This window comes from Hydrogenophaga pseudoflava, assembly GCF_031020795.1.
In the GTDB taxonomy this organism is placed as follows: Bacteria; Pseudomonadota; Gammaproteobacteria; order Burkholderiales; family Burkholderiaceae_C; genus Hydrogenophaga; species Hydrogenophaga pseudoflava_A.
Map to the genome: position 1 here is coordinate 134,676 of NZ_JAVHJP010000001.1, position 24,387 is coordinate 159,062.

A 24,387-nucleotide genomic window follows, 5' to 3' on the forward strand; every position below is an offset into this window, starting at 1 on the left:
GGATGCGATGGACAGCCGCCATTGAAGAACTCGAGCGCGGCCTGCTCCAGCGCGACGTGGCGGCCCGCGCGCTGCTGCTGGCGGCGCTGGCGGGTGAACACGTGCTGCTGCTCGGCCCGCCGGGCACGGCCAAGAGCGAACTCGCGCGCCGGCTGCAGCGCCTGCTGCCCGGCGCGCACTATTTCGAGCGCCTGCTGACCCGCTTCTCGGTGCCCGAGGAGCTGTTCGGTCCGCTCTCGCTCAGTGCCCTGGAAGACGACCGCTACGAGCGCCTGACCGCAGGCTACCTGCCGTCCGCCGAGGTTGCTTTTCTGGACGAGGTGTTCAAGGCCAACTCGGCCATCCTCAACACCCTGCTCGGCCTGCTGCACGAGCGTTGTTTCGACAACGGCCAGCACCGGGTCGACGTGCCCCTGGTCTGCCTGGTGGGCGCGAGCAACGAGGTGCCGCAGGACGAGAGCCTGCACGCCTTCTACGACCGCTTCCTGCTGCGCGTGCCGGTGACACCGGTGGACGACGCGCACTTCGCCGCCCTGCTGCAGACCGCCCTGCCCGACGGTGAGGCGCACCCGGATGCACAGCTGTCGTCGGCTTCGTTGCAGGCGTTGCGCGCGCAGGCGGGTCGCGTGCGGCTGGGTGACGAGGTGATCGCCCTGCTGTCGTCGGCCCGCGAACGTGCGCGAGACACGCAGCAGACCGTCTCCGACCGGCGCTGGCGCCAGACCGCCGCGCTGCTGCAGGTGCAGGCCGCCAGCCGCGACGCCACCGAGGTCTCTGTCTGGGACGCCTGGCTGCTGCCCTTCACCCTGGCCGCCGACCCGGACCAGGTGCCCGGCTGGACCGACTGGTTCCTGCAGACCGTGGCCAAGGCCACGCCGCTCGCCATCGACGGGCTGGAGCGCGCCGCCACCGCCTTCGAACAACAGCTGGACGTGGAACGCCGCGCCCCGGCCGACGCACAGGACGACAGCGCCGGCAAGCTGGCCCTGGCCCGCGCCATCGCGGGCCCCAGCAGCGAGAGCGAACTCGTGCGCATCACCAGCGAACGGGCGCACCGGCGTTATGGCGCACTGCACATCCGCGCCCGCGTGGCCCAGGTGGCCGAGGTGCAGCAGCGCGTGACTGCGGTGCACACAGAGGTGCAGACCACCGCGCAAACGGTGCCGGCGCAGGCCCGTGCCCACGGCTGGCTGCCGCCGTCGTGGCTCGCGCGCGTCGAAGCCGCGCACACTCAACGCTGCGCACAGATGGACGCGCTGGCCGCGCGGCTGACCGAACTGCACGCTGGTTTCGCAGCCCTGCCCCGTCTGGCCGAAGACGCGTCCGAGTTCGTGCCCACGCCGGTCAGCTGGCAGGCCTGAGCCCTCACAGCCATGACGGCCCCCGCCGACCGCCCCTACCACCACCTCGACGCCATCGCCCGCGAACTGTGGCGCTGGTCGGTGGTGTGCAGCGGCGGCACGGCCGAGGCCCGGCTGGCACAGGCCGCGCCCTGGCACGATGCGCTGCTGGCCGGCCGCCTGCCCGACGCCGCGCTGGACCTGGGCGACCCCGAAGCCGTCGCACCGCTGCGCCGGCTGCTGACCGAACTTGACCTGCTCACACTCACCCAGGGCAACGCATCCCTGACGCGCCAGATGTTGCAGAGCCTGCTCTGGCACCTGGACAGCCTGATCGAACGGCCCGCCAGCGAAACGCGCACCGAGGCCATCGCCCGCATGGCCGACGAATTCCGCGAGAACTGGACCCTGCAGCGCCAGGGCTGGGAAGAAGCCATGTCGCTGCTCAAGTCGCTGGGCGACCCCTCGCACCTGAACTGGGACGACCTCCAGGGCCAGCTGAGCCGCCGCGAATGGACCGATGCCCGCCGCATCGGCAGTCTGCTCGAACGGCTGCCCGCGCTGGCGCAGTTCATCGACGGTGTGGGCCGACGCCAGCTGGCCGCGCACCAGCCGCTGGCGCGCACCGCCACGCCGCAGCCGCAGGCCGCCGACCAGGCGGCGCCTCTGCCCACCGACGACGACGAGCGCCGACCCGAACCCACCGCCGTGGATGGCGTGCACCGCTCGCGGGCGCTGGCGCGCATGACCGGCAGCGAGAGCCTGAACCTGACCCACCCGGTGCTGCGCCGCCTGTGGCGCGCACGCTTCGCCGAAGCGCAACTGCTCACCTACGACGACCGCGCGCGTACACCGTGGCCGAATCCGCGCCCGCAACCCGAGGGCGCCGCCGCACGCCCGCAGGACACGAACATGGGCCACGGCCCGCTGATCGTCTGCCTGGACACCTCGGGCTCGATGCAGGGCGCGCCAGAAAACGTGGCCAAGGCCTGCGTGCTGCAGGCCCTGCGCAGCGCCCACACGGGCGACCGCCCCTGCCGGCTGCTGGCTTTCGGCGGCCCGGGCGAGTTGTTGGAGCGGCCGCTCACGCGCGACGCCGCCGGCCTGGACGCTTTGCTGGACCTCATGGGCCAGTCCTTCGACGGCGGCACCGATGTGCAGACCCCGATCGAGCGGGCCATCGAACAGGTGCAGCAGCGGGGCTGGGAAGACGCCGACGTGCTGATCGTCAGCGACGGGGAGTTCGGCCTCACGCCCGCCACGCTGGCTGCGCTGCGCCAGGCCAAGGAACGGCTGGGCCTGCGGGTGCACGGCATCCTGATCGGTGACCGCGAGACGATTGGTCTGGTCGAGATCTGCGATGCCCTGCACTGGGTTCGCGACTGGCGGCGCTACGGGCAAGCCAGCGGTGCCGCCGCGGAGGGCTTTTCACCGGTGCACAGCCGCAGCCTGACCGCGATGTACTTCCCCAACGCCATACGACGGTGATCGCACGGGGAACCTTGCGCTTGCAATCGCGGTCCACACCCCCACACTTCGTGTCGTCCGGAGGTTCCGGACCGCAAGCGCCCTGGAGGTGAACGCATGTGGAAACGTCTGTCGGTGCTCTGGCTCGCCGTGCGCGGCGATGCAAAGAGGCTCTGGTACGCGCTGGGCCACCCGGACGCGCCGGTCTGGCTCAAGGCCGGCACAGCGGCCATCGTGCTCTACCTGCTCTCGCCGATCGATCTGATCCCGGAAATGATCCCGGTGTTCGGCGTGGTCGACGACCTGGTCATCGTGCCGATGGCGCTGCGCTGGCTGCTGTCGCGGTTGCCGGCGCACATCCGCGACCATGCAGTGGCAAAGGCAAGCAGATAGCCTTTGAGGGAAGCGACCCGCGCAGCGGTGGAGCGTGGGGGCTTATCCCCCCTGGAACCCGCCGCGCCGGTAGGTCAGCACCAGCGTGTCGCGCCAGCCCAGTTCACCGGGGACGAGCGGCTGGATCGGCGTGGTCTCGTGGATCACGCGCGCGTCGTCCAGCAGCAGCAGCGACCAGGGCTCGGTCAGCGTGAAGCGCTGACCGGCTGGTCCCTCGGCCTCGAACACCCGGCTTTCGCCGCCCTTGATGCCGTGGCGCTCCAGCATGAAGACCGCGACCAGGTCCACACCATCACGGTGCGCACCTTCGGGCGTCGGCCGGCCGATGCCGTCGGTGGTGTCGATGCGAAACGGATGCGCCTCCACGTACCAGGGGCGCGCGCCATGCAGCGCGGACACCGCCTCGCCGACCCGCACCAGGATGCGCTGCCACAGCGGGTCCGCGCGCGTCTGCGCCGCCATGGGCTCGAACCAGCGCTGCATGCCACCGTGGAGCGCGTTGTATTCCAGGGGCTGCCAGTGCGCACGGTGCGGTGATTCCACGACTTGCTCGCCGTCCACCACGAAACAGCTGTGGCGCCGGCGCCGGTAGCGCCCGCCGTCCTTCAGATAACCATCGGCCGGCAGATCGCTCCAGGCTCCGTGCAGACGCTCCAGGTCGGTCGCCGATGCGCCCAGCCATGCCGCCACTTCTGGAGCGCCCAGCAGGCTGAAACCCTGCCGGGCCAGATCGGCGTCGGACTGGTCGAGGGAGGAATAAGGAGGATCGAAGGCGCGTGTCATGCGGGCAGTGTAGCGACCTGCGCCAGGGCAAACCCCGGCGAAAAACGGCCGGCCACCCGCCCGATGCGCGCGAAAGTTCTGCGCTGGATCAAGGATCGGCCGCGCGCACGCTGTCAAGCTGTTTTCAACAGACGGAGGTGCTGCAATGAACACTGTTGAATGGTCCGACACACTGCTGCTGGACTTCCCGCCCATGGACGAGGTGCACCACACGTTCGTGGACCTGCTCGCGATGGCGCAGACCGCGCCCGACGAGACACTGCCGCAGGCCTGGTCGGCGGTCATCGACCACACGGTCCGCCACTTCGGCAGCGAGGACGACTGGATGAGGCGCACGCGTTTTGCCGCCGCAGACAACCACATCATGCAGCACAAGGTGGTGCTCAACGTCATGCGCGAAGGGCTGGGGCTGGCGCGTGCCGGCAACACCGCCGCAGTGCGGGAGATGGCGGGCGAGCTGGCGGTCTGGTTCGCCAAACACACCCAGACCCTGGACGCCGCACTGGCCCTGCACATGCGTTCGGTGGGCAGCGAGGCACCGGCCCGCCGCACGCAACGGGCCAACGGGCATCCGGCCTCGGCGCCCTGACCCGGCCGGCACCGGGGTCTCCGGGAAAACCATGTCCACCCACTATGCGCGCATGGTTATATTGATTTTTATCAACAGGAGACCCCATGGCCGAGGCCTTGCACGCGAACGCTGTCCCCGCTTCTGCTCCGGAGGCGGACGCGACGGAGCCCAACGAAGACCGACCGGACCCCGGGCAGGAAGCCCGCGGGCCCTCGGTGTTCTCGCTGCCGCTGGCGAAGCTGTCCGCCCGCGATCCACTGCGCTGGCTCCAGTTCGGCTGGGAGGACTTCCGTCGCTGTCCGCGCATCGGGCTGTTCTATGGCCTGTGCTTTTTCCTCATGGGCCACGCGCTGCTGGCCGTGTTCCAGAACGCGCCGGCCTCTGTGCTGGCGCTGAGCGCCGGCTTCCTGCTCATGGGGCCGTTTCTCTGCCTGGGCCTGTACGACGCCAGCAAGGCGCTGCAGACGCAGGACCATCGGCCGTCGCTGCGTGCCTCGCTGCAGGCCTGGCGCCCCACCAAGGGCACGATGGCGATCTTCGCGGGGGTGCTGCTGATCCTGGAGATGCTCTGGGGCCGCGCCTCGCTGGTGGTGTTCGCGGTGAGCTTCAACACCATGCCGGAGAAGGCCAACATCCTGGCGATGCTGATCGACCCGGAGAACATCGGCTTCCTGGTCACCTACACCGTGGTGGGCGCCGTCTTCGCCGGCCTGATCTTCACCACCAGCGTGATCTCGATCCCGATGATCATGGACCGTCAGGTCGACGCCATCTCCGCCGGCCTGACCAGCATCCGCGCCTGCCTGCAGAACCCGGGCGTGATGCTGCTGTGGGGCGCGCTGATCACCGGCATCATCCTGCTGGCGATGCTGCCGGTGTTCCTGGGTCTGTTCGTTGCCGGACCGGTCATCGGGCATGCCACCTGGCACGCCTACAGACACATCGTCCCGAAGGAGTGAGGCGCGCTCACTCCTTTTCCTGAAGCAGTCGCCACATCACCTTGCCGCTGCCGCTCTTGGGCAGCGCGTCGACGAACTGCACCACGCGCGGGGCCTTGTAGACCGCCATGTTCTCGCGGCACCAGTCGATGATGTCCTGCTCCGTGGTCTGGCCGCGCGCGGCCTCGCGCAGCACCACCACGGCCTTCACGCTCTCGCCGCGGTAGTCGTCCTTTGTGCTGATGACGCAGGCCTCGGCGATGGCGGGGTGCTTGAACATCAGCGCCTCCACCTCGGCCGGCCAGACCTTGAAGCCGCTGGCATTGATCATGCGCTTGAGCCGGTCGGTGATGAAGAAGTAGCCATCCTCGTCCACCCGACCCAGGTCGCCCGAGCGGAAGTACCTCCGGCCCTCGAACTCGACGAAGGCGGCCTCGGTCGCGTCGGGCCGCTTCCAGTAGCCGCGGAACACCTGGGGGCCACGGATGATGATTTCGCCGGCTTCGCCGGGCGGCATCTCCTGCAGCGTGTCGGGGTCGACCACGCGGGCGTCTACGCTCAGGAACGGGATGCCCAGGCACTGCTGTTTGGGGTGGTCGGCCGGGTTGTTGTGCGAGGGCGCCGCGGTCTCGGTCAGGCCATAACCCTCGGCGTAGCGCAGGCCGAACTGTTCGAGCAGGCGCTGCGCCACCGCCTGCGGCATGGCCGCGCCGCCACCGCCGATGAAGACCAGGCTGGAGAGGTCGTACTGGTCGAAGCGCGGGCTGGCCAGCAGGTCGATCACCATGGTGGGGATGTTGGTCCAGTGCGTGACCTTCCACTGCGAGATCAGGCGACCCGCCAGTTCGCGGTCCCAGCGTGGCATCAGCACCAGGGTGGTGCCGGTGTAGACCCCGCAGTGCATGCCTACCACCATGCCGGTGATGTGGAACATCGGCACGACCAGCAGCGCGACGTTCTCGTGCGTGCCACCGGTCCACAGCTGCCCGGCCACGGCGTTGTGCATGATTGATGCGTGGGTGTGCATGCAGCCCTTGGGCAGGCCGGTGGTGCCGCTGGTGTAGGGCAGCACGGACAGATCCTCGGGCCTGCGGTCGTGCACCGGCGGCGCGGCGCTGCAGGCCAGCGCCTCGGACCAGTCGGCCACGGTGCCACCCGCCAGCACCGGCAGCGGGTGCCGGGTGGCCAGCCAGTCGGCCCAGGCTGGGGGAATGTCTGCGTCGGGTCCGATGGCGTCGTGGTAGTGGGCCACCACCAGGTGCGACAGGCGTTGGGTCTCGGGCAGTTCGGCACTGGCCTTGATGAGGTCGCCCGCGAGGTCGGCTGCGGCGATGGCCACCTTCACATCCGGATCGGTGATGTAGTGCTTGAGCTCCTCGGCCCGGTTCATCGGGTTGACCGGCACCACCACCGCGTTGGCGCGCAGGATGGCGTAGTGCGCCACGATCCACTGCGGGCAGTTCTGCATGAACAGGATCACCCGGTCGCCGGCCTTCACGCCCTGCGCATGCAGGTGAGCCGCCAGGCGTTCAGCCTGTTCGTGCAGCTGGCGGTACGAGGTGCTGCGGTCGAAGAACACCATCGCCGGCTTGTCCGGGTAGCGGCGGGCACTGACCTCGAGGTTGAACCAGAGCGAGGTGGCCGGCGGCGTGATGGCGTGCGGCAGCCGGCGCGGCCAGAAGCGGTGGTGGGGGCGCAGGCCGGCGGGTGCGGCACTGGCGGCGGCAGGGTGCGTCATGGCTTGTCTCCTGGTGTTTTTCGCTCGCAGCATACGGGCCGCCGCTGCAAAAAGGAAAGCACGCTTGTCGCTGCCGTGACGGGCCGCGGGACGGCCTTTGGCATGGAAACTGCTGCGGCCAAGGCGGCGGACACGGGGGTGAACCGGCAGGCCATGCGGTCATACATTCTTCGCATAGTTTTCCCACGTAAACCCCGATGTCCCGGCCTGCTGGGCGGGAATACATTCGCTCGGCGGGTGCGGGGCGCCCCGATCTGGTGCGCTACCCCCTGGCTGTTCACAACTTCCCTACAAACGGAGTGACCGATGAAATTGAATTCCCTGAAACTGACCGCCCTCGGACTGGGCGCTGCGGCGGCCCTGATGAGCCTGCCCGCCCATGCCGGCAAAACGGTGGACGCCATCAAGGCGCGCGGTCAGCTGATCTGCGGCGTGAACGTGGGCCTCGCAGGCTTCTCTGCCGCCGACAGCAACGGCAACTGGACCGGTCTGGATGTGGACTACTGCAAGGCCGTGGCGGCCGCGATGCTGGGTGATGCAAGCAAGGTCAAGTGGGTGCCGCTGACGGCGCAGCAGCGCTTCACCGCCCTGCAGTCCGGAGAAGTGGACGTGCTCTCGCGCAACACCACCAACACCCTCTCGCGCGACGCGTCGCTGGGCCTGCACTTCGTGGGCGTGAACTACTACGACGGCCAGGGCTTCCTGGTCAACAAGGGCAAGATCACCAGCGCCAAGCAGCTCAAGGGCGCCACCGTGTGCGTGCAGTCGGGCACCACGACCGAGAAGAACCTGACCGACTTCTCGCGCGCCAACAACCTGGGCATCAAGGCCGTGGTGTTCGAGAAGCTGGAAGCCTCCACCGGCGCCTACTTCTCGGGCCGCTGCCAGGCCTACACCACCGACGCCTCGGGCCTGGCCTCGATCCGCGCCAAGGAAGCCAAGGACCCGGCGGCCCACGTCATCCTGCCCGACCTGATCTCCAAGGAGCCCCTGGGCCCGATGATCCGCCGCGGCGACGACGAGTTCTTCGCCATCTCCAAGTGGGTGCTCAACGGTCTGATCGAGGCGGAGGAATACGGCATCACCCAGGCCAACGTGGACGAGATGAAGAAGAGCACCGACCCGCAGGTCGGCCGCATGCTGGGCTCCACGGAAGACCTGGGCAAGCACCTGGGCCTGGACAAGGAATGGCTGGCGCGCGCCCTCAAGGCGGTGGGGAACTACGGCGAGAGTTTCGAGCGCAACGTCGGCCCCAAGACGCCGATCAACCTGCCGCGCGGCAAGAACAACCTCTGGAGCAACGGCGGCTTCATGTACGCCGCTCCGCTGCGCTGATCCCTCGCACACGGCACTTGGCCGTCGCAGGCACAAGGGCTCTATGAACGTCGTTCGTAGGGCACTTGTGCCCTTTTTTTAGCCTCTCCCGCCCGGAGCTTCCAACATGTCCCAAACGACCATGATCGAGGCGCGCCCCCTTCCTGCCAGAAAACGGCGCTCGATATCCTGGAACAGCCGCGAAGGCCGCGGCGTCATCTACCAGGTGGTCGCCATCGCCTCGGTGGCCACCCTGATCTGGCTGCTGGTCCGCAACACGCTGCGCAACATGCGCGAACGCGGCATCCAGAGCGGCTACGACTTCATGGGCCAGCCCTTCGGTTTCGATGTCAGCGAAACCATGATCCCGTACGACGTGATGAGCACGTACTGGACGGCCTTCTCCATCGGCCTGCTCAACACCCTGAAGGTGGCCGTGATCGGCATCGTGCTGGCCACCATCCTTGGCACCCTGATCGGCGTGGGCCGCTTCTCGGCCAACTTCCTGGCGCGCAAGCTCTGCTACGGCTACGTCGAGTTCTTCCGCAACGTGCCGATCTACCTGCAGTTGCTGATCTGGTACATCGTCTTCACCGAAGTCCTGCCGCCCTTCGAAGAGGCCTGGCAGGCGGGCCACTTCTACCTCAGCAAGGGCGGGTTCGCCTTTCCCTGGCCGGTCTGGAAGCTGGGTCAGACGCTGGCGCTCATCGGGCTGCTGGCGGGTGTGGCCGGGTCCTGGATCTACGCCCGCAAGGCCAGCCGGCACTTCGACCTGACGGGCCAGCAAAAGCCGGTGCTGCTGGTGTCGCTGGGGCTGATCGTTGGCCTGGCGCTGCTGGGCTGGCTGGCCGGCGGCGCGCCGACCGGCTGGGACCTGCCGGTCAAGGGCGATTTCCAGATCGAACAGGGCGCGGCTTTCAGCCCCGAGTTCCTGGCCCTGCTGCTGGGCCTGGTGACCTACACCGCCTCGTTCATCGCCGAGATCGTGCGCTCGGGCATCTCGTCGGTGTCGCTGGGCCAGCACGAGGCCTCGGCCTCGCTGGGCCTGAGCAAGCGCCAGTCCATGCGCCTGGTGGTGCTGCCGCAGGCGCTGCGCGTGATCATCCCGCCGCTGACCAGCCAGTACCTGAACCTGACCAAGAACTCCTCGCTGGCGGTGGCCATCGGCTACCCCGATCTGGTCTCGATCGCCAACACCACGCTCAACCAGACCGGCCGGGCCATCGAGGCGCTGTCGATCGTGATGCTGGTCTACCTCACGCTCTCCCTCCTCACCTCGGCGCTGATGAACTGGTTCAACGCCAGTGCCGCCATCCAGGAGCGCTGACATGCAGAACACCTTCCAACCGATTGAAGCCCGCCCCATGCCGGGTCAGCAGACCGGCGCCGTCGCCTGGCTCAGGACCAATCTGTTCTCCAGCCCGGGCAACGGCCTGATGACCATCGCATTGGTGGCGGTGGTGACCTGGGCGCTGTCCCACGCCCTGGACTGGAGCGTGTTCAACGCCGTGTTCGGTGCCAACCTCGAGGCCTGCAACAACCTGCGTGGCGTGGGCGCCTGCTGGGGTGTGGTGGCCGAAAAAGGCCGCCTGATCGTGATGGGCCGCTACCCCGACACCGAGCACTGGCGCCCGGTGATCGCCACCGCGCTGATGCTGGGCGTGGTGATGATCAGTTGCATGCCGCGCTTCTGGAACAGGGCGCTGCCGCTGGTCTGGGTGGTGATGCTGGCCGTCTACTTCACGCTCATGAAAGGCGGTGTGCTGGGCCTGACCGAGGTGCCCACCGACCAGTGGGGCGGCCTGCCGCTGACCGTCATGCTCACCGTGGTGTCGATGACGATGGCCTTCCCGCTCTCGATCTTCGTGGCACTGGGTCGGCGCTCCAACATGCCGGCCATCAAGACCCTATGCACGCTGTACGTGGAGCTGATCCGCGGCGTGCCGCTGATCACGGTGCTGTTCATGGCCTCGTTCATGCTGCCGCTGTTCATGCCGCACGGCGTGAGCATCGACGTGCTGATCCGGGTGGTCGTCGGCATCACGCTGTTCTCGGCCGCGTACATGGCCGAAGTGGTGCGCGGTGGCCTGCAGGCCCTGCCCAAGGGCCAGACGGAAGCGGCCGCCACGCTGGGCCTGACCTACTGGCAGACCCAGCTCAAGATCGTGCTGCCGCAGGCGCTGACCACCGTGGTGCCCTCGCTGATGAACACCTTCATCGGCATGTTCAAGGACACCTCGCTGGTGACCATCGTCTCGCTGTACGAACTGACCGGCGCGCTGGCGCTGGCACTCAACGCCGACGCCGACTGGCGCCCGTTCAAGCTCGAAGCCTATTTCTTCATCACGCTGATCTATTTCGTGTTCTGTTTTGCCATGTCGCGCTACTCGCTCTGGGTCGAGAAGCGCACCGCCGTCAGCAAGGTCCGCTGAGCACCGAACACCTCAAAAAAGAAGGCCTCTCATGAATTCACAAGAAGCTCCCATCATCCAGTTCGAAGGCGTGAACAAGTGGTACGCCAGCAATGGCTATCACGTGCTGCGCGACGTGAACCTGAGTTTCGCCAAAGGCGAGAAGGTCGTGATCTGCGGCCCGTCCGGTTCGGGCAAGTCCACGCTGATCCGCTGCGTCAACGCGCTGGAGGAATACCAGCAAGGCAAGCTCACCGTCGACGGCACCGTGGTCGGCGACGACGTCAAGGGCATCGACAAGGTGCGCCGCGAGGTCGGCATGGTGTTCCAGCAGTTCAACCTGTTCCCGCACCTGACCGTGCTGGAGAACCTGATCCTCTCGCCCACCTGGGTGGCCAAGATGCCGCGCAACGTGGCCATCGAGAAGGCCATGGTCCAGCTCGAGCGGGTGCGCATCGCCGAGCACGCCAACAAGTACCCGCTGCAGCTCTCCGGCGGCCAGCAGCAGCGCGTGGCGATTGCGCGCGCGCTGTGCCTGACGCCCAAGATCATGCTGTTTGATGAGCCCACCTCCGCGCTCGACCCGGAGATGATCAAGGAGGTGCTGGACGTGATGATCGGCCTGGCCGACCAGGGCATGACCATGCTGTGCGTGACGCACGAAATGGGCTTTGCCAAGGCCGTCGCCGACCGCGTCATCTTCATGGACCAGGGCCAGGTGGTGGAGCAGAACACCCCCGAGGAGTTCTTCAACCACCCGCAGACCGACCGCAGCAAGGACTTTCTGTCCAAGATCCTGGGGCATTGAGCCCCGGGTCACACGTGGCGCCGCGCTGCTGACACGGACGGTCGTGGCGCACCGGCATCGGCCCGCTCGTGCAGGGCTTCGATGATGTGGCAGTGGTCGTCGGAGCCGTCGCAGCGGTCGCGCAGGCCGCGCAGGTCCTTCTCCAGCGCGCGCAACTCGGCCAGGCGCTCGCGCACATGGGCGAGGTGCTCGTCCAGCACCTCGCGCGCCCGTGCGCAATCGGCCTTGCGCCCCAGGTCCAGCGACAGCAGGGACCGCACCTCCTCCAGCGACATGTCCATCGCCCGGCACAGCCTGATGAAGCGCAGGCGGTGCACGTCGTCCTCGCTGTAGAGGCGGTAGTCGTTGTCGGCGCGGGCCTGCGGCGCCAGCAGCCCCTCGCGCTCGTAGTAGCGGATGTTGGCCGCACCCACGCCGCTGCGGCGCGCGGCCTCGCCGATCTTCCAGCGGGGTTCGTTCGAAGGAGCTGACATCATGCGGCTTGACCTTGAAGTGACTTGAAGGTTTCCAATCGTGGCACGAATTCACCTTCAGCGAAAGATTGCCATGTCCTGCGAATGCCACGACCACTGCACCATCGAATCCCGGGGCCGCGACAGCGCCACGAACCCGGCCTGGCGCCGCGCGCTCTGGATCGCCCTGGCGCTCAACCTGGCCATGTTCGTGGTCGAGCTGGCGGCCGGCCTGCAGGCCGACTCGGTGTCGCTGCTGGCCGACGCGGTCGACTTTGCGGGCGACGCCGCCAACTACGCACTGTCGCTGGCGGTGCTCGGCATGGCCGTGGTATGGCGCAGCCGTGCTGCCCTGGTCAAGGGCCTTTCCATGACGGCCTATGGCCTGTTCGTGATCGGCAAGGCCGCCTGGGTGCTGCACAGCGGCACCGTGCCCGAGCCACTCACCATGGGCTTGGTGGGCGCCATCGCGCTGCTGGTGAACACCGGCGTGGCGGTGCTGCTGTACACCTTCCGCAGCGGCGACGCGAACATGCGCAGCGTCTGGCTGTGCTCGCGCAACGACGCACTGTCCAACCTGGCGGTGATGCTGGCGGCGCTGGGGGTCTTCGGCACCGGATCGGCCTGGCCCGACCTGACCGTGGCCGGCGTGATGGCGGTGCTGGCGCTCAGCGCCGGGGTCACCGTGGTGCGGGACGCCCGGCGCGAGCTGGCGGCCGTGCCAACCTGAACTTTCCGCACCGGGACGTATCATTTCTCGCATGCACCGCTGGTTCGTCGTCCTCCTCATCGTGCTCCTGCCTTGGCGGGCCTGGGCAGGCGATGCCATGGTGCTCTCGATGACCGCGGGCCCGGACCACACGGTTGAACCCGTGGGTTCGATGGAGGTCGTCACACCCCACTGTGCCGACCATGCGGTGGCCGACCTCGCCGCGGCTGCGCTCCGGCGCGGTGCGTTTTGCCAGCGCCCTGTCCCGCCCGTGGCACAAGCCGCCCATTTCCTGACCTCCCCCACCCGTGGTGCGTCCGCTCGTCCGCCAGGCGCGGTGTACCGGTTCGTGAAGCCAGGAGATTCCCATGATTCCAATGAAGCGAGGCTGGCCGGTCTGGGTGCAGACACGGCCGGCAGTTGAAAGCCCCGAACTCAGCGAGGTCCGGCAACGCTGGCGCGAGGTCGACGAGCCCGGAGACCGGGCCGTGCACTGCCACCGGCGCCAGTTGCTGCGCACGCTGGGCCTGCTCGCAGCCCCTACCCTGTTGCCCCTCGCCGTGCGCGCCCATGGTGACCGCCATGCCGACGGCCCGCGCGATGTCGTGCGCGAACAGAAACCCTGGGGCATCGGCGCCGCACCGGCCGAAGCCACGCGCACCATCACGATCCGCATGGACGACAAGATGCGCTTCACGCCCGCACACCTGGACGTGCGTGAAAGCGAGACGCTTCGCCTGCGCATCGCCAATCGCGGCAAGCTGCTGCACGAAATGGTGATCGGCACGCCCGAGGAGCTGCAGGCCCATGCCGAGCTGATGAAGAAGCACCCAGGCATGGAGCACGACGAGCCCTACATGGCCCACGTGAACGCCGGCCGACGCGGCGAGATCACCTGGACCTTCAACCGCCCCGGCGAATTCGAGTTCGCCTGTCTGATCGCCGGCCACTTCGAGGCCGGCATGCGCGGCACCATCCGCGTCCGCCCGAAATCCTGAACCCTTGCCTGAACGGAGCACACCATGCATCGACGTTCCCTCCTCCTCGGCGCCACCGCCCTGCTGGGCGCCACCCCACTCGTGGCCCGCGCCGCGACACCCGCCACCAAGACCGGTGCCCTGCCCGTGATGCAGGTCTGGAAAGACCCGAACTGCGGCTGCTGCAAGGACTGGATCGCCTACCTGCAGCGCGACGGCTTCCAGGTCCAGGTCTTCGAAACCGGCAACGCCGCGGTGCGCCAGCGCCTGGGCATGCCGCAGAAGTTCGCGTCCTGTCACACCGCGCTGATCGGTGGTTACGTGATCGAGGGGCACGTCAACGCCCCGGAAATCAGGCGCCTGCTGGCCGAGAAGCCCCAGGCCCTGGGACTCTCCGTGCCCGGCATGCCGGTGGGGAGTCCCGGCATGGACGGCCCCGAATACGGCGGCCGCAAGGACCCGTACGACGTGGTCCTGGTCCAGCGCGACGGCGGCAGCCGCGTCTACCAGTCCTATTTCCGCGCCTGAACCCGGAGCCCTTCATGAACCACCTCCTGCGCACGCTCATCGCCTCCACCAGCCTGATCGCCACACTGGCGATCGCCGCCGACCCGCCGCCGTTCGTCGACGCCGAGGTCCGCAAGGTCGACACCACGGCTGGAAAGGTCACGCTCAAGCATTCGGACATCCCGAATCTGGACATGCCGCCCATGACCATGGTGTTCCAGGTCAAGGACCCGGCCACCCTGACCCCGCTGAAGGCGGGCGACCAGGTCCGCTTCCGGGCCGAGAAGGTCAACGGGGCGTACGTAGCCACGGACATCGAACCCAGGCGCTGAGCGGCGAGCGAGGCCGCCGCACTGGCCAGCAAGGCCACCGACGTGGCCCGCCAGGACAACGAAGCCATGGGCCGCGTCGCTCAAGGGCCAGGCGGCGGTCATGCAGGAATCCGTGAAGGTGTTCCGCCTGAACAGCGGCTCGCACTGACCGTCACGGGCGGACAGGCCGCCCGTGCTAAGGTAGCGCGATGCCCCACAACATCCGCTACACCCTGCTGTCGCTGCGCGATCTGCTGGCGTCGATCGGGCCCTTTGCGCTGCTGACGCTGCTGCTGCTGGCACTGACCTACTGGTGGCTCGACCCGAACCCGCCCAAGCGCGTGGTGCTGGCCACCGGCCCGGCGCAAAGCGCATACGACGAGTTCGGCAAGCGCTACGCCCAGGCACTGGCGCGCTACGGCATCACCGTCGAACTGCTGCCCTCCCAGGGCTCCTCGGCCAACCTCGAACTGCTGCGCACCGGCCAGGCCGACCTGGGCTTCGTACAGGGCGGCAGCGCCGACATCGGCTACGACGACGAAGAAGCCATCACCTCGCTCGGCAGCCTGTTCGTCGAGCCGCTGTGGCTGTTCTACCGCGAGGACTCGGCGCAGCGGCTCAAGCAGAGCCCGACCATCCAGTCGCTGGGCGATCTGGTCGGCTGGCGCGTCAACGTCGGCACCCCCGGCAGCGGCGTGCCCCGCCTGTTCTCGACCCTGCTGGACGTCAACCGCATCGACCGCCAGCAGCTGCAGCTCAGCGAGCTGGAGCAGACCCCCGCCACGGTGGCCTTCCTGGACGGCCAGATCGACGCCATCGTGTTCGCCTCCGCCCCCGAGTCGCTGATGGTGCAGATGCTGCTGCAGTCGCCCGGCGTGCGCCTGCTCAACTTCTCGCAGAGCGAGGCCTATTCGCGCCGCTTCGGCTACCTCACGCCGGTGGTGATGCCGCAGGGCGTGGTCGACCTGTCGAAGAACATCCCCGACACCGACATGCATCTCGTGGCCTCGACCACCAGCCTGCTGGCCGGCGCCAAGACCCACCCGGCCATCCTGCAGCTGTTCGCGCAAACGGCCACTGGCCTGCACAGCGGCGGCAGCTGGTTCAACCGGGCGCGCGAATACCCGAGCCTGGAACACAGCGAGGTTCCGATCTCGCCCGAAGCGGTGCGCGCGATCAAGAACGGCCCGCCCTTCCTGCAGCGCTACCTGCCGTTCTGGCTGGCCAACCTGGTCGAACGCATGTGGCTGGCGATGGGCCTGATCCTGGCGCTGGCCCTGCCGCTCTCGCGCGTGGTGCCCCCGCTCTACACCTTCCGCATCCGCTCGCGTGTGTTCCGCTGGTACGCCGAGCTGCGCAGCATCGAGCAGCGGTTCACCGAGCCGGGCGATGAGCCGGTGCCCGTGGACGAACTGATCGAGCAGCTCGACCGGCTGGAAGCCCGCGTCGAGCAGGTGGTGGTGCCGCTGTCCTACACCGACGAGCTCTACGCCCTGCGAAGCAACATCGGGCTGGTGCGCAAGAAGCTGCTGCGCAAAGGCTGAAGTCCCGCCAACACCGCCCCGTCAGGCCAGCTTGCCCGAGTTGGCCCAGGCCAGGCGGGCGACCGCCGCGAGGGCTTCGTCCACCACGCCGTGTTCGGCCACCACCCGCAGCTGGCCGCCTGCTTCGAGACGGTCCATGCCCTGGCGGGTGAGCGACACCGACTGCCCTTCGGCGGTGGCGAACAGGAACAGCGTGCGGTGCGGACTCGCCCAGCGCAGCTGGCAGCGCTGCACGTGGTCCGTGTATTGCAGCTCGATCCAGGCGCCCACCGCGAGGGTGTCCCCGCTGCCCAGCGGCTGCTGGCAGGTGACCGGTTCGGTGTCGGCGAACTCGGCGACCATCAGCTGGGTGTCGATGAACCCGGACTCGCGGGCCTCGTGACCCTGCAGCCAGGGCTCCGGCGCGGCCACCGGCGCCTCCGGACGGCGCAGGCCGGCCTTGAGCAGGCCGTCGCTGCGTTGCGACTTGTAGGCCGCCTCGTGCAGCCCCATCAGGGCCTGGAAGAACGATTCGGCCTGCGGACGGGGGAAATCGATCGCGTCCAGCCCTTCGCGCAGCGTGCGCAGCACGACCGGCACCACACGGACCAGCCGAGCCCGGTCCTGGCTCGCCTGCGCCAGCTGGCAGGACCAGAGCAGGTCGGTGAGGATGTCCATGTAGCGTTCCGAAGACAGCTCGCGCACCGCCAGCAGGTCGGGCTGCGTCGCCAACTCGCCCAGGATGTCGGCCGTCAGCCGGGCATGGGCCACCACCTGGGCCCAGGGGCCACACAGGAAGCGCTTGACCAGGGCGGGTGCACGTTGGAAATCGTCCCGCGTCCGGATCTCCCGCGCCACCCGTTCGGCCAGCAGGTGCCGCTGCTCGACGCGCACCAGCGTCTGCATCGCCGGCCCTTGGTCGGTCAGCCCCAGGGACTCCATGTGCTGCATGCAGGCCACCACGCGCTCGGGCAGGTCGGCCGACGGCGACTGCAGCGACTGCACCGTGTGCAGCACCTGTCCCGCGAACTCGCCGAACCCGGTGTCCTGCTCGTGGATGTAGGCCAGGCTGCGCGCAGTGATTGCGTCCAGCAGCCGGCGGGCCGGGTTGTCGCGGTCGGCAAAGAAGCGCGGATCGGTCTTGGCCAGGTGCAGCAGCGCGGGTTTGAGCTGCATCACCAGGTCGCGCACGGGCGCCAGCAGCCGACGGTCTTCGGCGATGCTGCGCAACATCTGCGTCACCACCTCCGCCGCCAGCGTCCGCACCAGCGCGTTGCCCGAGCCCGAGGCGCCATGGTCGGACACCTCGGCACCGCCCTGGGCCAGATTGCCCACCAGCAGACGGTGCAGATGGTCCAGTGTGAGCACCAGCGGAGATTCATCGGCGGTGGCGCCGGCGGCCGCCTCGGCGGCCTGGTCCGCGAACGGATCTGTGGACGGCGCGCGGGCGCCCCGCACCGGCAGCACCGTGGGCACCACCACGTAGCCGGCCGGCTGCACGCCGTCCGCTTCCAGGTGCCGCACCAGCGCGGCGTAGAACCGCCCGAGGGTCTGCCCGAGGGACACCGCGCCAGCGTGCAGCCAGCGCTGCCGGACGGTCTCGTCGATGCGCAGCTCGGTCAGGGTCGCCATCAGGGTGTCGATGACGACATCGGGGCGCAGCGGGTTGGCCTCGGCGCGCACGCTGGGCAGGCCCCGCGCGGCGCAGAGCAGCGCACCCAGCGTGATCAGCTCGTCGTCCACCGCCATCCTGACCACCTGCTGCAGGCGGGCCAGCTCCACCGAGGCCTGCACCTGGCCATGGTCCATCAGTGTCAGGTCGTCCAGGCTCAGCGCGGCCTTCGGCTTGCGTGGGGTGGCCGAGGGTGCACCGGCCTCGCGCGCCACGTCGGCGTGGACCGCCTCGGCGAAGGCCTCCACCAGACGGGCCTCCAGCCGCTCTCGGCACCGCACCAGCTCCAGGCGCGCATGGCCGAAGCCGCGCTTCTCGTGCGTGGCGCCGGTCGCCTCCCGGTGCACCAGGGCGGCCTGCAGTTGGTCCAGCCAGCGCGGAATCCACTCGCCGGACAGGACCAGCGCGGCCGTCAGACAGCTGTCAAAGGGGGTGCGGGTGCGGGCGTTCATGGCGGGGGCAGCACAAGTCGATCGGTCGGGACCTCATGACCGAGGATTGTGGGCACCCCTTGCGGCGGCAAAGGCCGGATCAGCCCTGGATTTCCACGCAGTTCAGGGCTTAGAGAGCAAGACCTTCCAGCCCTCGGCGCCCAGCGTGCGCAGCGTGGCAATGTTGCGCTCCACGATCTTTTCGGCGTCCCCGCCGTCGCTGGCCACCGCGCGCTCCACGCTGTCCTCGCGCAGCAGGTGCAGCGTGGGGTACGGCGCGCGGTTGGTGAAGTGGCTGGGATCGTCCACCGCCTCGCCCTCGAAGAGGAACTGCGGGTGGAAGTTGGCCACCTGGATCTCACCTTCGAGTTCGTGTTCGGCCACCACGTCGTCGACCACGTTCATGAAGTCGTTGAAGACCTCGAAGTCGGGGAACAGCGTCGGATGCACCAGCAGCGTGGTGTCAATCTCTTCGGCCGGCGTGTTCACCAGCAGGTCCAGCTCGCGGTCCAGCTCGTCCAGGAAGGCGTCGAGGTGCCGCGCGCGGCTGACCACGATGCGCACCTGGTTCTTCACGTACACCGAGCGCGCGAACGGACACAGGTTCAGCCCGATCACCGCCTTCTCGATCCAGCGGCGGGTGTCGTCGAGCACCTGCTCGTCGTCGGCTGAAGTCACTCGACCGCTCCCTTGCGTGGGCCGGCAGACGCCGTCCAGTCTCCCATGGGCAGGAGCCGGGTGGTCACCCGCCCCTTGATGGACACAACCTTCTTTTCAGCCAGAGGGATGTCGATCACAGCCCTGTCCCGGACCTCGGGCACGGCCCCGGCCACCGCTTTGACACCGATCAACGAGCGACCAGCCACGTGGTTTAGGTTGAGGTTCCCGATGTAGACGACTTCTCCGGCCCGCACATCGAACGTGAGCGGGGGCAGTTCGGCACGAGGCTCCAGTCGAGACATGCCGGTGACCGTGAACCATGAGCTGACCGTGTGGGTACCCGGTTCCATGTCCAGCACATAGACCCGCCCGTGTACGTCGTCGAAATCACTGCCCTTCGGCACGCCCAGCACTTCTTCGATGGAGCGCAGGATCCGCGTCGAATGGACCTTGCTGTCGCGGTCCAGCACGAACCCCGCCTTGGCACGGCGCCCGGTCTCCGCATCGTGGGTGACCGACACCACGACCACCGCCTTTTCACCAACGCTGGAAGCGGGTGCATCGGCGGCAATCTGGTTTCCCGCGCAGCCTGCAAGCATCAGCAAAAAGACCGCTGACCCCGCAATGAGGCGGCGCACAGTCGAAAGTTTTCCCTGTTTCATGTCTTGGTCACTCTTGGTCCGTCTGTCAAACCACGCATCCGATCAGAACGTCAGATGGACTTGAAGCGCGTGCGCTTCGGACGCGCGCCCTCTTCGCCCAGGCGCTTCTTCTTGTCGGCCTCGTACTCGGTGAAGTTGCCGTCGAAGAAGTACCACTGCGAGTTGCCTTCGCAGGCCAGGATGTGGGTGCAGATGCGGTCGAGGAACCAGCGGTCGTGCGAGATCACCATGGCCGAGCCGGCGAATTCCAGCAGCGCCTCTTCCAGCGCGCGCAGGGTTTCCACGTCGAGGTCGTTCGACGGTTCGTCCAGCATCAGCACGTTGCCGCCCTGGGCCAGGGTCTTGGCCAGGTGCAGGCGGCCGCGCTCACCGCCGGACAGGTTGCCCACCAGCTTCTGCTGGTCGTTGCCCTTGAAGTTGAAGCGGCCGATGTAGGCGCGCGAGGGCATCACGAACTTGCCCACGGTGATGTTGTCGAGCCCGCCGGAGACGTCTTCCCACACGGTCTTGCTGCCGTCCAGGCTCTCGCGGCTCTGGTCCACGAAGGCCAGCTTGGCGGTCTGGCCGATCTCGACCGTGCCCGAATCGGGCTGCTCGACGCCCTGGATCATGCGGAACAGCGTCGACTTGCCGGCGCCGTTGGGGCCGATGATGCCGACGATGGCGCCCGGCGGCACCGAGAAGCTCAGGTTGTCGATCAGCAGACGGTCGCCGAAGGACTTGCTGACGTTCTTGAATTCGATGACCTGGTTGCCCAGGCGATCGGCCACCGGGATGAAGATCTCGTTGGTCTCGTTGCGCTTCTGGTATTCGACGTCGCTCAGCTCCTCGAAGCGGGCCAGACGCGCCTTGCTCTTGGCCTGGCGGCCCTTGGCGTTGGAGCGCACCCACTTGAGTTCTTCCTTCATCGCCTTGGTGCGGGCGTCTTCGGACTTCTGCTCTGTCTCCAGGCGGCGTTCCTTCTGGTCCAGCCAGTCGGTGTAGTTGCCCTTGTAGGGAATGCCGTGGCCGCGGTCGAGTTCGAGAATCCACTCGGCGGCGTTGTCCAGGAAGTAGCGGTCGTGGGTGATGGCCACCACGGTGCCGGGGAAGCGCTGCAGGAAGTGCTCCAGCCACTCGACCGACTCGGCGTCCAGGTGGTTGGTGGGTTCGTCGAGCAGCAGCATGTCGGGCTTGGAGAGCAGCAGGCGGCACAGGGCCACGCGGCGCTTTTCGCCACCGGAGAGGTTCTTGATGGTGGCGTCCCAGGGCGGCAGGTTCAGCGCGTCGGCGGCCAGCTCCAGCTGCAGGTCGGAGTTCTCCGAGCCACTGGCGGCGATGATGGCTTCGAGCTCGGCCTGCTCGGCGGCCAGGGCGTCGAAGTCCGCGTCGGGTTCGGCGTAGGCGGCGTACACCTCGTCCAGGCGGGCCTTAGCCTTGAGCGCACCACCGATGCCCTCCTCCACCGCCTGGCGCACGGTCTGCTCGGGCGCCAGCTGCGGCTCCTGCGGCAGGTAGCCGATCTGGATACCCGGCATGGCGATGGCTTCGCCCTCGATCTCCTTGTCGATGCCGGCCATGATCTTGAGCAGCGTCGACTTGCCCGATCCGTTCAGACCGAGCACGCCGATCTTGGCGCCAGGGAAGAAGCTGATGGAAACGTCCTTCAAGATCTGCCGCTTGGGCGGCACAGTCTTGGTGACACGGTTCATGGAAAAGACGTACTGGGCCATGGCGGATGGGCTCGCTGGTGAGGTCGCGTTGGTCCGGCGGGGCTGCCGGAAGGAGCAAAGGGGGGAAACCGGGGATTATCGCCCGGTGGCCGGTTCGTCGAGGTCGGGCGGCAGCGGCCGGCCCAGCAGGTCGCGCACCGCGGCGGGCGTCATGGGTTCCTGCAGCCACTCAGGCAGCGGTTCGGGCAGATTCCAGTGGGTCTGCTGGAGCACCAGGGCCAGCCCGCGGTACCACAGGTGCATGCCCTTGCGGCTGAGCCGCAGAACCACCGGGCCGGCGCCGGTCTCGAAGTTCAGGGTGACGCTTTGCGGCGTGGCCTGGGTGGTGAGCCTGGTGCACAGGCGCTGCTGCGGGTCGCTCTCCAGCCCCGGGCGTTCGCGGCCCGCGCGAATCTGCGCCGGTCGCTGGCCGGGCGCCGCCTCGTGCAGGGACAACTGGTGCTCGATCGACGCCCGCGCCCGGGGTGCCGCCCCGCCCTGCTGACCCGGGGTCGAATCCTCGAACACCTTGAGCATGGGCCCCAGGACACTGCGCACCATGCGCCGGGTCAGCCAGAGGGTGACGTCCTGGTCGTGCACCCGCATCCAGATGCGGTCCTGCGCCGGGTCGTAGCCGAAGGTGGTCGTGGTCAAGAGAGGAACCTGTGCGTGCCGGGGGCGCCTCAGTGGCCGATGTCCGGACCGGTCCCGTGCGCGTTGCGCAGTGCCTGCTGGGCCACCGCGTCCAGCGCCCCCTCCACCACCCCGCCGCGGGTGATGATGCGCAGGGCGTCCTTGCCCAGCAGCTTTTCCAGCGTGCGCCGGGTCATGGAGTGGGCCAGGCCATTGGCCGAGATGAACATGAACAGGCTGCCGCGGGGGCTGGTCCAAGTCAGCTGGGCCCGCAGCCACTCTCCCTGCACCTGCAGATCGACCCAGGCGCCCGGCGCAAGGTCCATTTCGACCACACTCAGCCCGTCGATGGGCATGGGGCCGGTCTCGGCCTCCACAAAACCCGCGTCCTCCGCCTCCTTGCCCGCGATCCAGAACGAATCGTCGATGGGCAGTTCCTCGACCGACATGCCCTGGGTGATCGGGTCATCGGGCCTGTCCACCGCCAGGTCGGCCCCGGGCGCATCGGTCAGGGTCGGCACATCGAAGGCCTTTTCGTGCACCGTCACCAGTGCGTCGAAGAACTGGCCCGTGAGTTCCGCGGGGTAGGCGATGCGTTCCAAGCCCTGGCGCATCTGGCCCAGCAGGCGGGGCACCAGCCGCGCCAGGCGGTCGGCGTCGCGCCGGATCAGCGCCGGTTGCACGCTCCAGATCAGGTCGTCGGCCACGCCGTCCAGCGAATCGCCCTGGTTGCCCGGCAGGCGGCCCACCAGCTGCGTTTCGGCCAGAACCTGCGCCCAGGGGCCGGAGAGAAAGCGCTGCACGAACTCCGGCACTTCCTTGTCCTGCATGCGCTGCTGGAACTCGCCGGCCAGCCGTTCGGCCAGCACCTGCCGCTGCTCTGCGTGCAGCAGTGCGCGCGCCGCCTCTGCCTGCCGCTGGTTCTTACGTTCGTCGTCCTCTTCCCAGCGGCGGCGCAGGCGCTTGAGCAGCCGGGCGAACACCTCCTCGCTGGCGTCGACGCGCTGCAGCGAACGGACCGCCCCGGCCACGGAGCGCAGCAGGTCGCTGAACCCATCCTCGCTCTGACTCTGGTAGCCCAGGCTGCGCTGGGTGATGCTCTCCAGCAGCTGGCGCGCGGGGTGCTGGCGGTCGCTGAAGAAGCGGGGGTCGGCCTGCGAGAGCCGGGTCAGCGAGGGCTCGAGCAGCCCGATCTGCTGGCGGATGGCCGGCAGCAGGCGCTCGTCCTGGGTCAGGTTGTCCAGCATGAGGCGCACCACTTCCTGGCCCAGCAAACGTCCCAGCTGGTGGCCCGAGACCACCGGCAGCTCCGCCACCGCCCCCTGACCGGCGGCCCGGGCCGGCCGCTGGCGCAGGCGCTGCATCAGCGGCTCGATGAGGTCCATGTCCTCGAGCGCCGACATCGAGGCCGGCACGGTGTGCAGGAAGATCGGCCCGCCCTCCTGCTCGCCGTTGAGGTCCCCGGCGAGCAGCTGGCGCAGCCGGCTCAGCGTGAGCAGGGTGCGCCCCACCGCATTGCGCGACGCCTTGTCGGCCTGCAGCGTCTGGGTGGTGTTCTCCAGCGGCTCGACACCGTGCGCCATCAGCCACTGGACCAGTTCGCGGTACACCTGCCGCAGGCTCTCACCCAGGATGCCGGCGACCGGCACGAACAGCGCCGTGCGCTGGTGCGGATCGGGCACGTGCTGGACCATCACGGCGCGCAGCGCACGGGCGTAGGCCGAGGGTCGCAACGGATTCAGATCAGGCTGCACCGTGAGCCAGCCCATGAGATTGCTCACCAGCGCGTTCAGACGCGGCAGCAGCTCCTGTGTGGATTTGGTCAGCGCCTGCTCGGCGATGGCGAATTCGATGCTCGCGTCCAGCTGCCGGTCGTCCAGCAGACGGAGGTCGTCGAAACGCACCGTGGCGTGCAGCTCGGGGTCGTGCACCTCGCCGTGATAGAAGACCTGGCGCAGCTGCTGCGACCAGGTGTGCTTGATGGCGTCGGCCTCGTGGATCCAGCGGTCGATCTGCCCCACGTCCACATGCTCCAGTTCCATCGGCAGGTTGGCCAGGCGGTCCGGGTCGGCCACCGCGGCCAGTTGCGCCAGCAGCTCGTCGATCATGGAGTCCGCGATCGACAGCGCGGCCTCCAGGCAGTGCTGGAGGGTCGGGCGCAACTTTCCCGCGTCATTGGCCACACCGGACCGGATCAACTTGTGCGAATCCATGGCTTCTCGTGGAGAGTGGGGCCGACCGGCCAGGGCGGCGGGAGGGCGGACCGCCATTATGGAGACAGGTGCTGACAGGCGGACACGACGATTCTCCGGACGGTCGCCCGGCAAGACGTGCGACAATATGGCCTGTTGCGTCGCATCAGTGGCCCGCAACACCGGCAACCCCGCCGGAGGGTC

The 24,387-nt window shown here is 68.3% G+C and carries 24 protein-coding genes; 15 read left to right on the forward strand and 9 right to left on the reverse strand.

Going from position 1 to position 24,387, the window contains the following annotated elements; all coding sequences use genetic code 11:
• The first annotated feature begins 2 nt into the window (after positions 1–2).
• The 3 genes from RCO38_RS00630 (at position 3) to RCO38_RS00640 (ending at position 3,200) form a co-directional block, all read left to right on the forward strand.
• Positions 3–1,361, forward strand: coding sequence for an AAA family ATPase (locus RCO38_RS00630; RefSeq protein WP_308326350.1), 1,359 nt, complete (start codon positions 3–5; stop codon positions 1,359–1,361).
• A 12-nt stretch (positions 1,362–1,373) separates the two neighbouring features.
• Positions 1,374–2,828, forward strand: coding sequence for a vWA domain-containing protein (locus RCO38_RS00635; protein WP_308326351.1), 1,455 nt, complete (start codon positions 1,374–1,376; stop codon positions 2,826–2,828).
• A gap of 96 nt (positions 2,829–2,924) precedes the next feature.
• Positions 2,925–3,200, forward strand: coding sequence for a YkvA family protein (locus tag RCO38_RS00640; protein WP_308326352.1), 276 nt, complete (start codon positions 2,925–2,927; stop codon positions 3,198–3,200).
• A 42-nt stretch (positions 3,201–3,242) separates the two neighbouring features.
• Here RCO38_RS00640 and RCO38_RS00645 read toward each other — a convergent pair whose 3' ends face one another.
• Positions 3,243–3,983 carry a 2OG-Fe dioxygenase family protein gene (locus RCO38_RS00645; RefSeq protein WP_308326353.1) on the reverse strand — a complete coding sequence of 247 codons (741 nt, stop codon included), beginning with the start codon at positions 3,981–3,983 and terminating at the stop codon, positions 3,243–3,245.
• Between the two features lie 145 nt (positions 3,984–4,128).
• Here RCO38_RS00645 and RCO38_RS00650 point away from each other — a divergent pair, with 145 nt between their 5' ends.
• Together RCO38_RS00650 and RCO38_RS00655 are read left to right on the forward strand one after the other, a co-directional pair.
• The gene (locus RCO38_RS00650; protein ID WP_308326354.1) at positions 4,129–4,572 is read left to right on the forward strand and encodes a bacteriohemerythrin; all 444 of its coding nucleotides are present in this window, start codon (positions 4,129–4,131) and stop codon (positions 4,570–4,572) included.
• Positions 4,573–4,658: 86 nt separating this feature from the next.
• Complete coding sequence (locus tag RCO38_RS00655; protein WP_308326355.1) at positions 4,659–5,513, forward strand: DUF2189 domain-containing protein; 855 nt, start codon at positions 4,659–4,661, stop codon at positions 5,511–5,513.
• Between the two features lie 7 nt (positions 5,514–5,520).
• On the opposite strand, the gene RCO38_RS00660 is transcribed toward RCO38_RS00655, so the two are convergent.
• On the reverse strand, positions 5,521–7,230 hold the full coding sequence (locus tag RCO38_RS00660; RefSeq protein ID WP_308326356.1) for a long-chain fatty acid--CoA ligase: 1,710 nt from the start codon (positions 7,228–7,230) through the stop codon (positions 5,521–5,523).
• A gap of 363 nt (positions 7,231–7,593) precedes the next feature.
• Here RCO38_RS00660 and RCO38_RS00665 point away from each other — a divergent pair, with 363 nt between their 5' ends.
• The 4 genes from RCO38_RS00665 (at position 7,594) to RCO38_RS00680 (ending at position 11,763) form a co-directional block, all read left to right on the forward strand.
• The gene (locus RCO38_RS00665; RefSeq protein ID WP_308327299.1) at positions 7,594–8,565 is read left to right on the forward strand and encodes an amino acid ABC transporter substrate-binding protein; all 972 of its coding nucleotides are present in this window, start codon (positions 7,594–7,596) and stop codon (positions 8,563–8,565) included.
• 106 nt (positions 8,566–8,671) lie between these two features.
• A complete protein-coding gene (locus RCO38_RS00670) occupies positions 8,672–9,871 on the forward strand; it encodes an amino acid ABC transporter permease (protein ID WP_308326357.1) in 1,200 nt (399 codons plus the stop codon).
• 1 nt (position 9,872) lies between these two features.
• A complete protein-coding gene (locus RCO38_RS00675) occupies positions 9,873–10,976 on the forward strand; it encodes an amino acid ABC transporter permease (RefSeq protein WP_308326358.1) in 1,104 nt (367 codons plus the stop codon).
• 31 nt (positions 10,977–11,007) lie between these two features.
• Complete coding sequence (locus tag RCO38_RS00680) at positions 11,008–11,763, forward strand: amino acid ABC transporter ATP-binding protein (protein WP_066262178.1); 756 nt, start codon at positions 11,008–11,010, stop codon at positions 11,761–11,763.
• A gap of 8 nt (positions 11,764–11,771) precedes the next feature.
• Here the strand turns inward: RCO38_RS00680 and RCO38_RS00685 are convergent, their stop codons facing one another.
• On the reverse strand, positions 11,772–12,236 hold the full coding sequence (locus tag RCO38_RS00685) for a Cd(II)/Pb(II)-responsive transcriptional regulator (RefSeq protein ID WP_308327300.1): 465 nt from the start codon (positions 12,234–12,236) through the stop codon (positions 11,772–11,774).
• Positions 12,237–12,309: 73 nt separating this feature from the next.
• Between RCO38_RS00685 and RCO38_RS00690 the strand changes: the two genes are divergently transcribed.
• The 6 genes from RCO38_RS00690 (at position 12,310) to RCO38_RS00715 (ending at position 16,263) form a co-directional block, all read left to right on the forward strand.
• Positions 12,310–12,945, forward strand: a complete 636-nt coding sequence (locus tag RCO38_RS00690; protein ID WP_308326360.1) for a cation transporter — start codon at positions 12,310–12,312, stop codon at positions 12,943–12,945.
• 31 nt (positions 12,946–12,976) lie between these two features.
• On the forward strand, positions 12,977–13,348 hold the full coding sequence (locus tag RCO38_RS00695; protein ID WP_308326362.1) for a hypothetical protein: 372 nt from the start codon (positions 12,977–12,979) through the stop codon (positions 13,346–13,348).
• Positions 13,349–13,436: 88 nt separating this feature from the next.
• Positions 13,437–13,922, forward strand: a complete 486-nt coding sequence (locus tag RCO38_RS00700; RefSeq protein ID WP_308327301.1) for a cupredoxin domain-containing protein — start codon at positions 13,437–13,439, stop codon at positions 13,920–13,922.
• Between the two features lie 24 nt (positions 13,923–13,946).
• The gene (locus RCO38_RS00705) at positions 13,947–14,429 is read left to right on the forward strand and encodes a DUF411 domain-containing protein (RefSeq protein WP_308326364.1); all 483 of its coding nucleotides are present in this window, start codon (positions 13,947–13,949) and stop codon (positions 14,427–14,429) included.
• Between the two features lie 14 nt (positions 14,430–14,443).
• Positions 14,444–14,740: a copper-binding protein gene (locus RCO38_RS00710; protein ID WP_308326365.1), complete on the forward strand. Its 297-nt coding sequence runs from the start codon at positions 14,444–14,446 to the stop codon at positions 14,738–14,740.
• A 188-nt stretch (positions 14,741–14,928) separates the two neighbouring features.
• Positions 14,929–16,263 carry a TAXI family TRAP transporter solute-binding subunit gene (locus tag RCO38_RS00715; protein ID WP_308326367.1) on the forward strand — a complete coding sequence of 445 codons (1,335 nt, stop codon included), beginning with the start codon at positions 14,929–14,931 and terminating at the stop codon, positions 16,261–16,263.
• Positions 16,264–16,284: 21 nt separating this feature from the next.
• On the opposite strand, the gene RCO38_RS00720 is transcribed toward RCO38_RS00715, so the two are convergent.
• The 6 genes from RCO38_RS00720 to RCO38_RS00745 form a co-directional block, all read right to left on the reverse strand.
• Positions 16,285–18,366, reverse strand: a complete 2,082-nt coding sequence (locus RCO38_RS00720; RefSeq protein ID WP_308326369.1) for a DUF1631 family protein — start codon at positions 18,364–18,366, stop codon at positions 16,285–16,287.
• Between the two features lie 102 nt (positions 18,367–18,468).
• Positions 18,469–19,023, reverse strand: a complete 555-nt coding sequence (locus tag RCO38_RS00725) for a DUF1415 domain-containing protein (protein WP_308326371.1) — start codon at positions 19,021–19,023, stop codon at positions 18,469–18,471.
• Positions 19,020–19,667, reverse strand: a complete 648-nt coding sequence (locus tag RCO38_RS00730) for a hypothetical protein (RefSeq protein WP_308326373.1) — start codon at positions 19,665–19,667, stop codon at positions 19,020–19,022. The genes RCO38_RS00725 and RCO38_RS00730 overlap by 4 nt, the downstream gene beginning before the upstream one ends.
• Positions 19,668–19,717: 50 nt before the next feature.
• Positions 19,718–21,379: an energy-dependent translational throttle protein EttA gene (gene ettA / locus RCO38_RS00735; RefSeq protein ID WP_308326374.1), complete on the reverse strand. Its 1,662-nt coding sequence runs from the start codon at positions 21,377–21,379 to the stop codon at positions 19,718–19,720.
• 75 nt (positions 21,380–21,454) lie between these two features.
• Entirely contained in the window at positions 21,455–22,012 is a 558-nt protein-coding gene (locus RCO38_RS00740; RefSeq protein ID WP_308326375.1) for a hypothetical protein, read from the reverse strand.
• A 29-nt stretch (positions 22,013–22,041) separates the two neighbouring features.
• Positions 22,042–24,204 (reverse strand): DUF1631 family protein, encoded by a 2,163-nt coding sequence (locus RCO38_RS00745; protein ID WP_308326377.1) that lies wholly within the window; start codon positions 24,202–24,204, stop codon positions 22,042–22,044.
• Positions 24,205–24,387 lie beyond the last annotated feature (183 nt).

Coding starts and splice junctions, on each gene's coding strand:
- RCO38_RS00630 (WP_308326350.1), top strand. CDS start 3: ATGCGATGGACAGCCGCCATTGAAGAACTCGAGCGCGGCCTGCTCCAG.
- RCO38_RS00635 (WP_308326351.1), top strand. CDS start 1,374: ATGACGGCCCCCGCCGACCGCCCCTACCACCACCTCGACGCCATCGCC.
- RCO38_RS00640 (WP_308326352.1), top strand. CDS start 2,925: ATGTGGAAACGTCTGTCGGTGCTCTGGCTCGCCGTGCGCGGCGATGCA.
- RCO38_RS00645 (WP_308326353.1), bottom strand. CDS start 3,983: ATGACACGCGCCTTCGATCCTCCTTATTCCTCCCTCGACCAGTCCGAC.
- RCO38_RS00650 (WP_308326354.1), top strand. CDS start 4,129: ATGAACACTGTTGAATGGTCCGACACACTGCTGCTGGACTTCCCGCCC.
- RCO38_RS00655 (WP_308326355.1), top strand. CDS start 4,659: ATGGCCGAGGCCTTGCACGCGAACGCTGTCCCCGCTTCTGCTCCGGAG.
- RCO38_RS00660 (WP_308326356.1), bottom strand. CDS start 7,230: ATGACGCACCCTGCCGCCGCCAGTGCCGCACCCGCCGGCCTGCGCCCC.
- RCO38_RS00665 (WP_308327299.1), top strand. CDS start 7,594: ATGAGCCTGCCCGCCCATGCCGGCAAAACGGTGGACGCCATCAAGGCG.
- RCO38_RS00670 (WP_308326357.1), top strand. CDS start 8,672: ATGTCCCAAACGACCATGATCGAGGCGCGCCCCCTTCCTGCCAGAAAA.
- RCO38_RS00675 (WP_308326358.1), top strand. CDS start 9,873: ATGCAGAACACCTTCCAACCGATTGAAGCCCGCCCCATGCCGGGTCAG.
- RCO38_RS00680 (WP_066262178.1), top strand. CDS start 11,008: ATGAATTCACAAGAAGCTCCCATCATCCAGTTCGAAGGCGTGAACAAG.
- RCO38_RS00685 (WP_308327300.1), bottom strand. CDS start 12,236: ATGTCAGCTCCTTCGAACGAACCCCGCTGGAAGATCGGCGAGGCCGCG.
- RCO38_RS00690 (WP_308326360.1), top strand. CDS start 12,310: ATGTCCTGCGAATGCCACGACCACTGCACCATCGAATCCCGGGGCCGC.
- RCO38_RS00695 (WP_308326362.1), top strand. CDS start 12,977: ATGCACCGCTGGTTCGTCGTCCTCCTCATCGTGCTCCTGCCTTGGCGG.
- RCO38_RS00705 (WP_308326364.1), top strand. CDS start 13,947: ATGCATCGACGTTCCCTCCTCCTCGGCGCCACCGCCCTGCTGGGCGCC.
- RCO38_RS00710 (WP_308326365.1), top strand. CDS start 14,444: ATGAACCACCTCCTGCGCACGCTCATCGCCTCCACCAGCCTGATCGCC.
- RCO38_RS00715 (WP_308326367.1), top strand. CDS start 14,929: ATGCCCCACAACATCCGCTACACCCTGCTGTCGCTGCGCGATCTGCTG.
- RCO38_RS00720 (WP_308326369.1), bottom strand. CDS start 18,366: ATGAACGCCCGCACCCGCACCCCCTTTGACAGCTGTCTGACGGCCGCG.
- RCO38_RS00730 (WP_308326373.1), bottom strand. CDS start 19,667: ATGAAACAGGGAAAACTTTCGACTGTGCGCCGCCTCATTGCGGGGTCA.
- ettA (WP_308326374.1), bottom strand. CDS start 21,379: ATGGCCCAGTACGTCTTTTCCATGAACCGTGTCACCAAGACTGTGCCG.
- RCO38_RS00745 (WP_308326377.1), bottom strand. CDS start 24,204: ATGGATTCGCACAAGTTGATCCGGTCCGGTGTGGCCAATGACGCGGGA.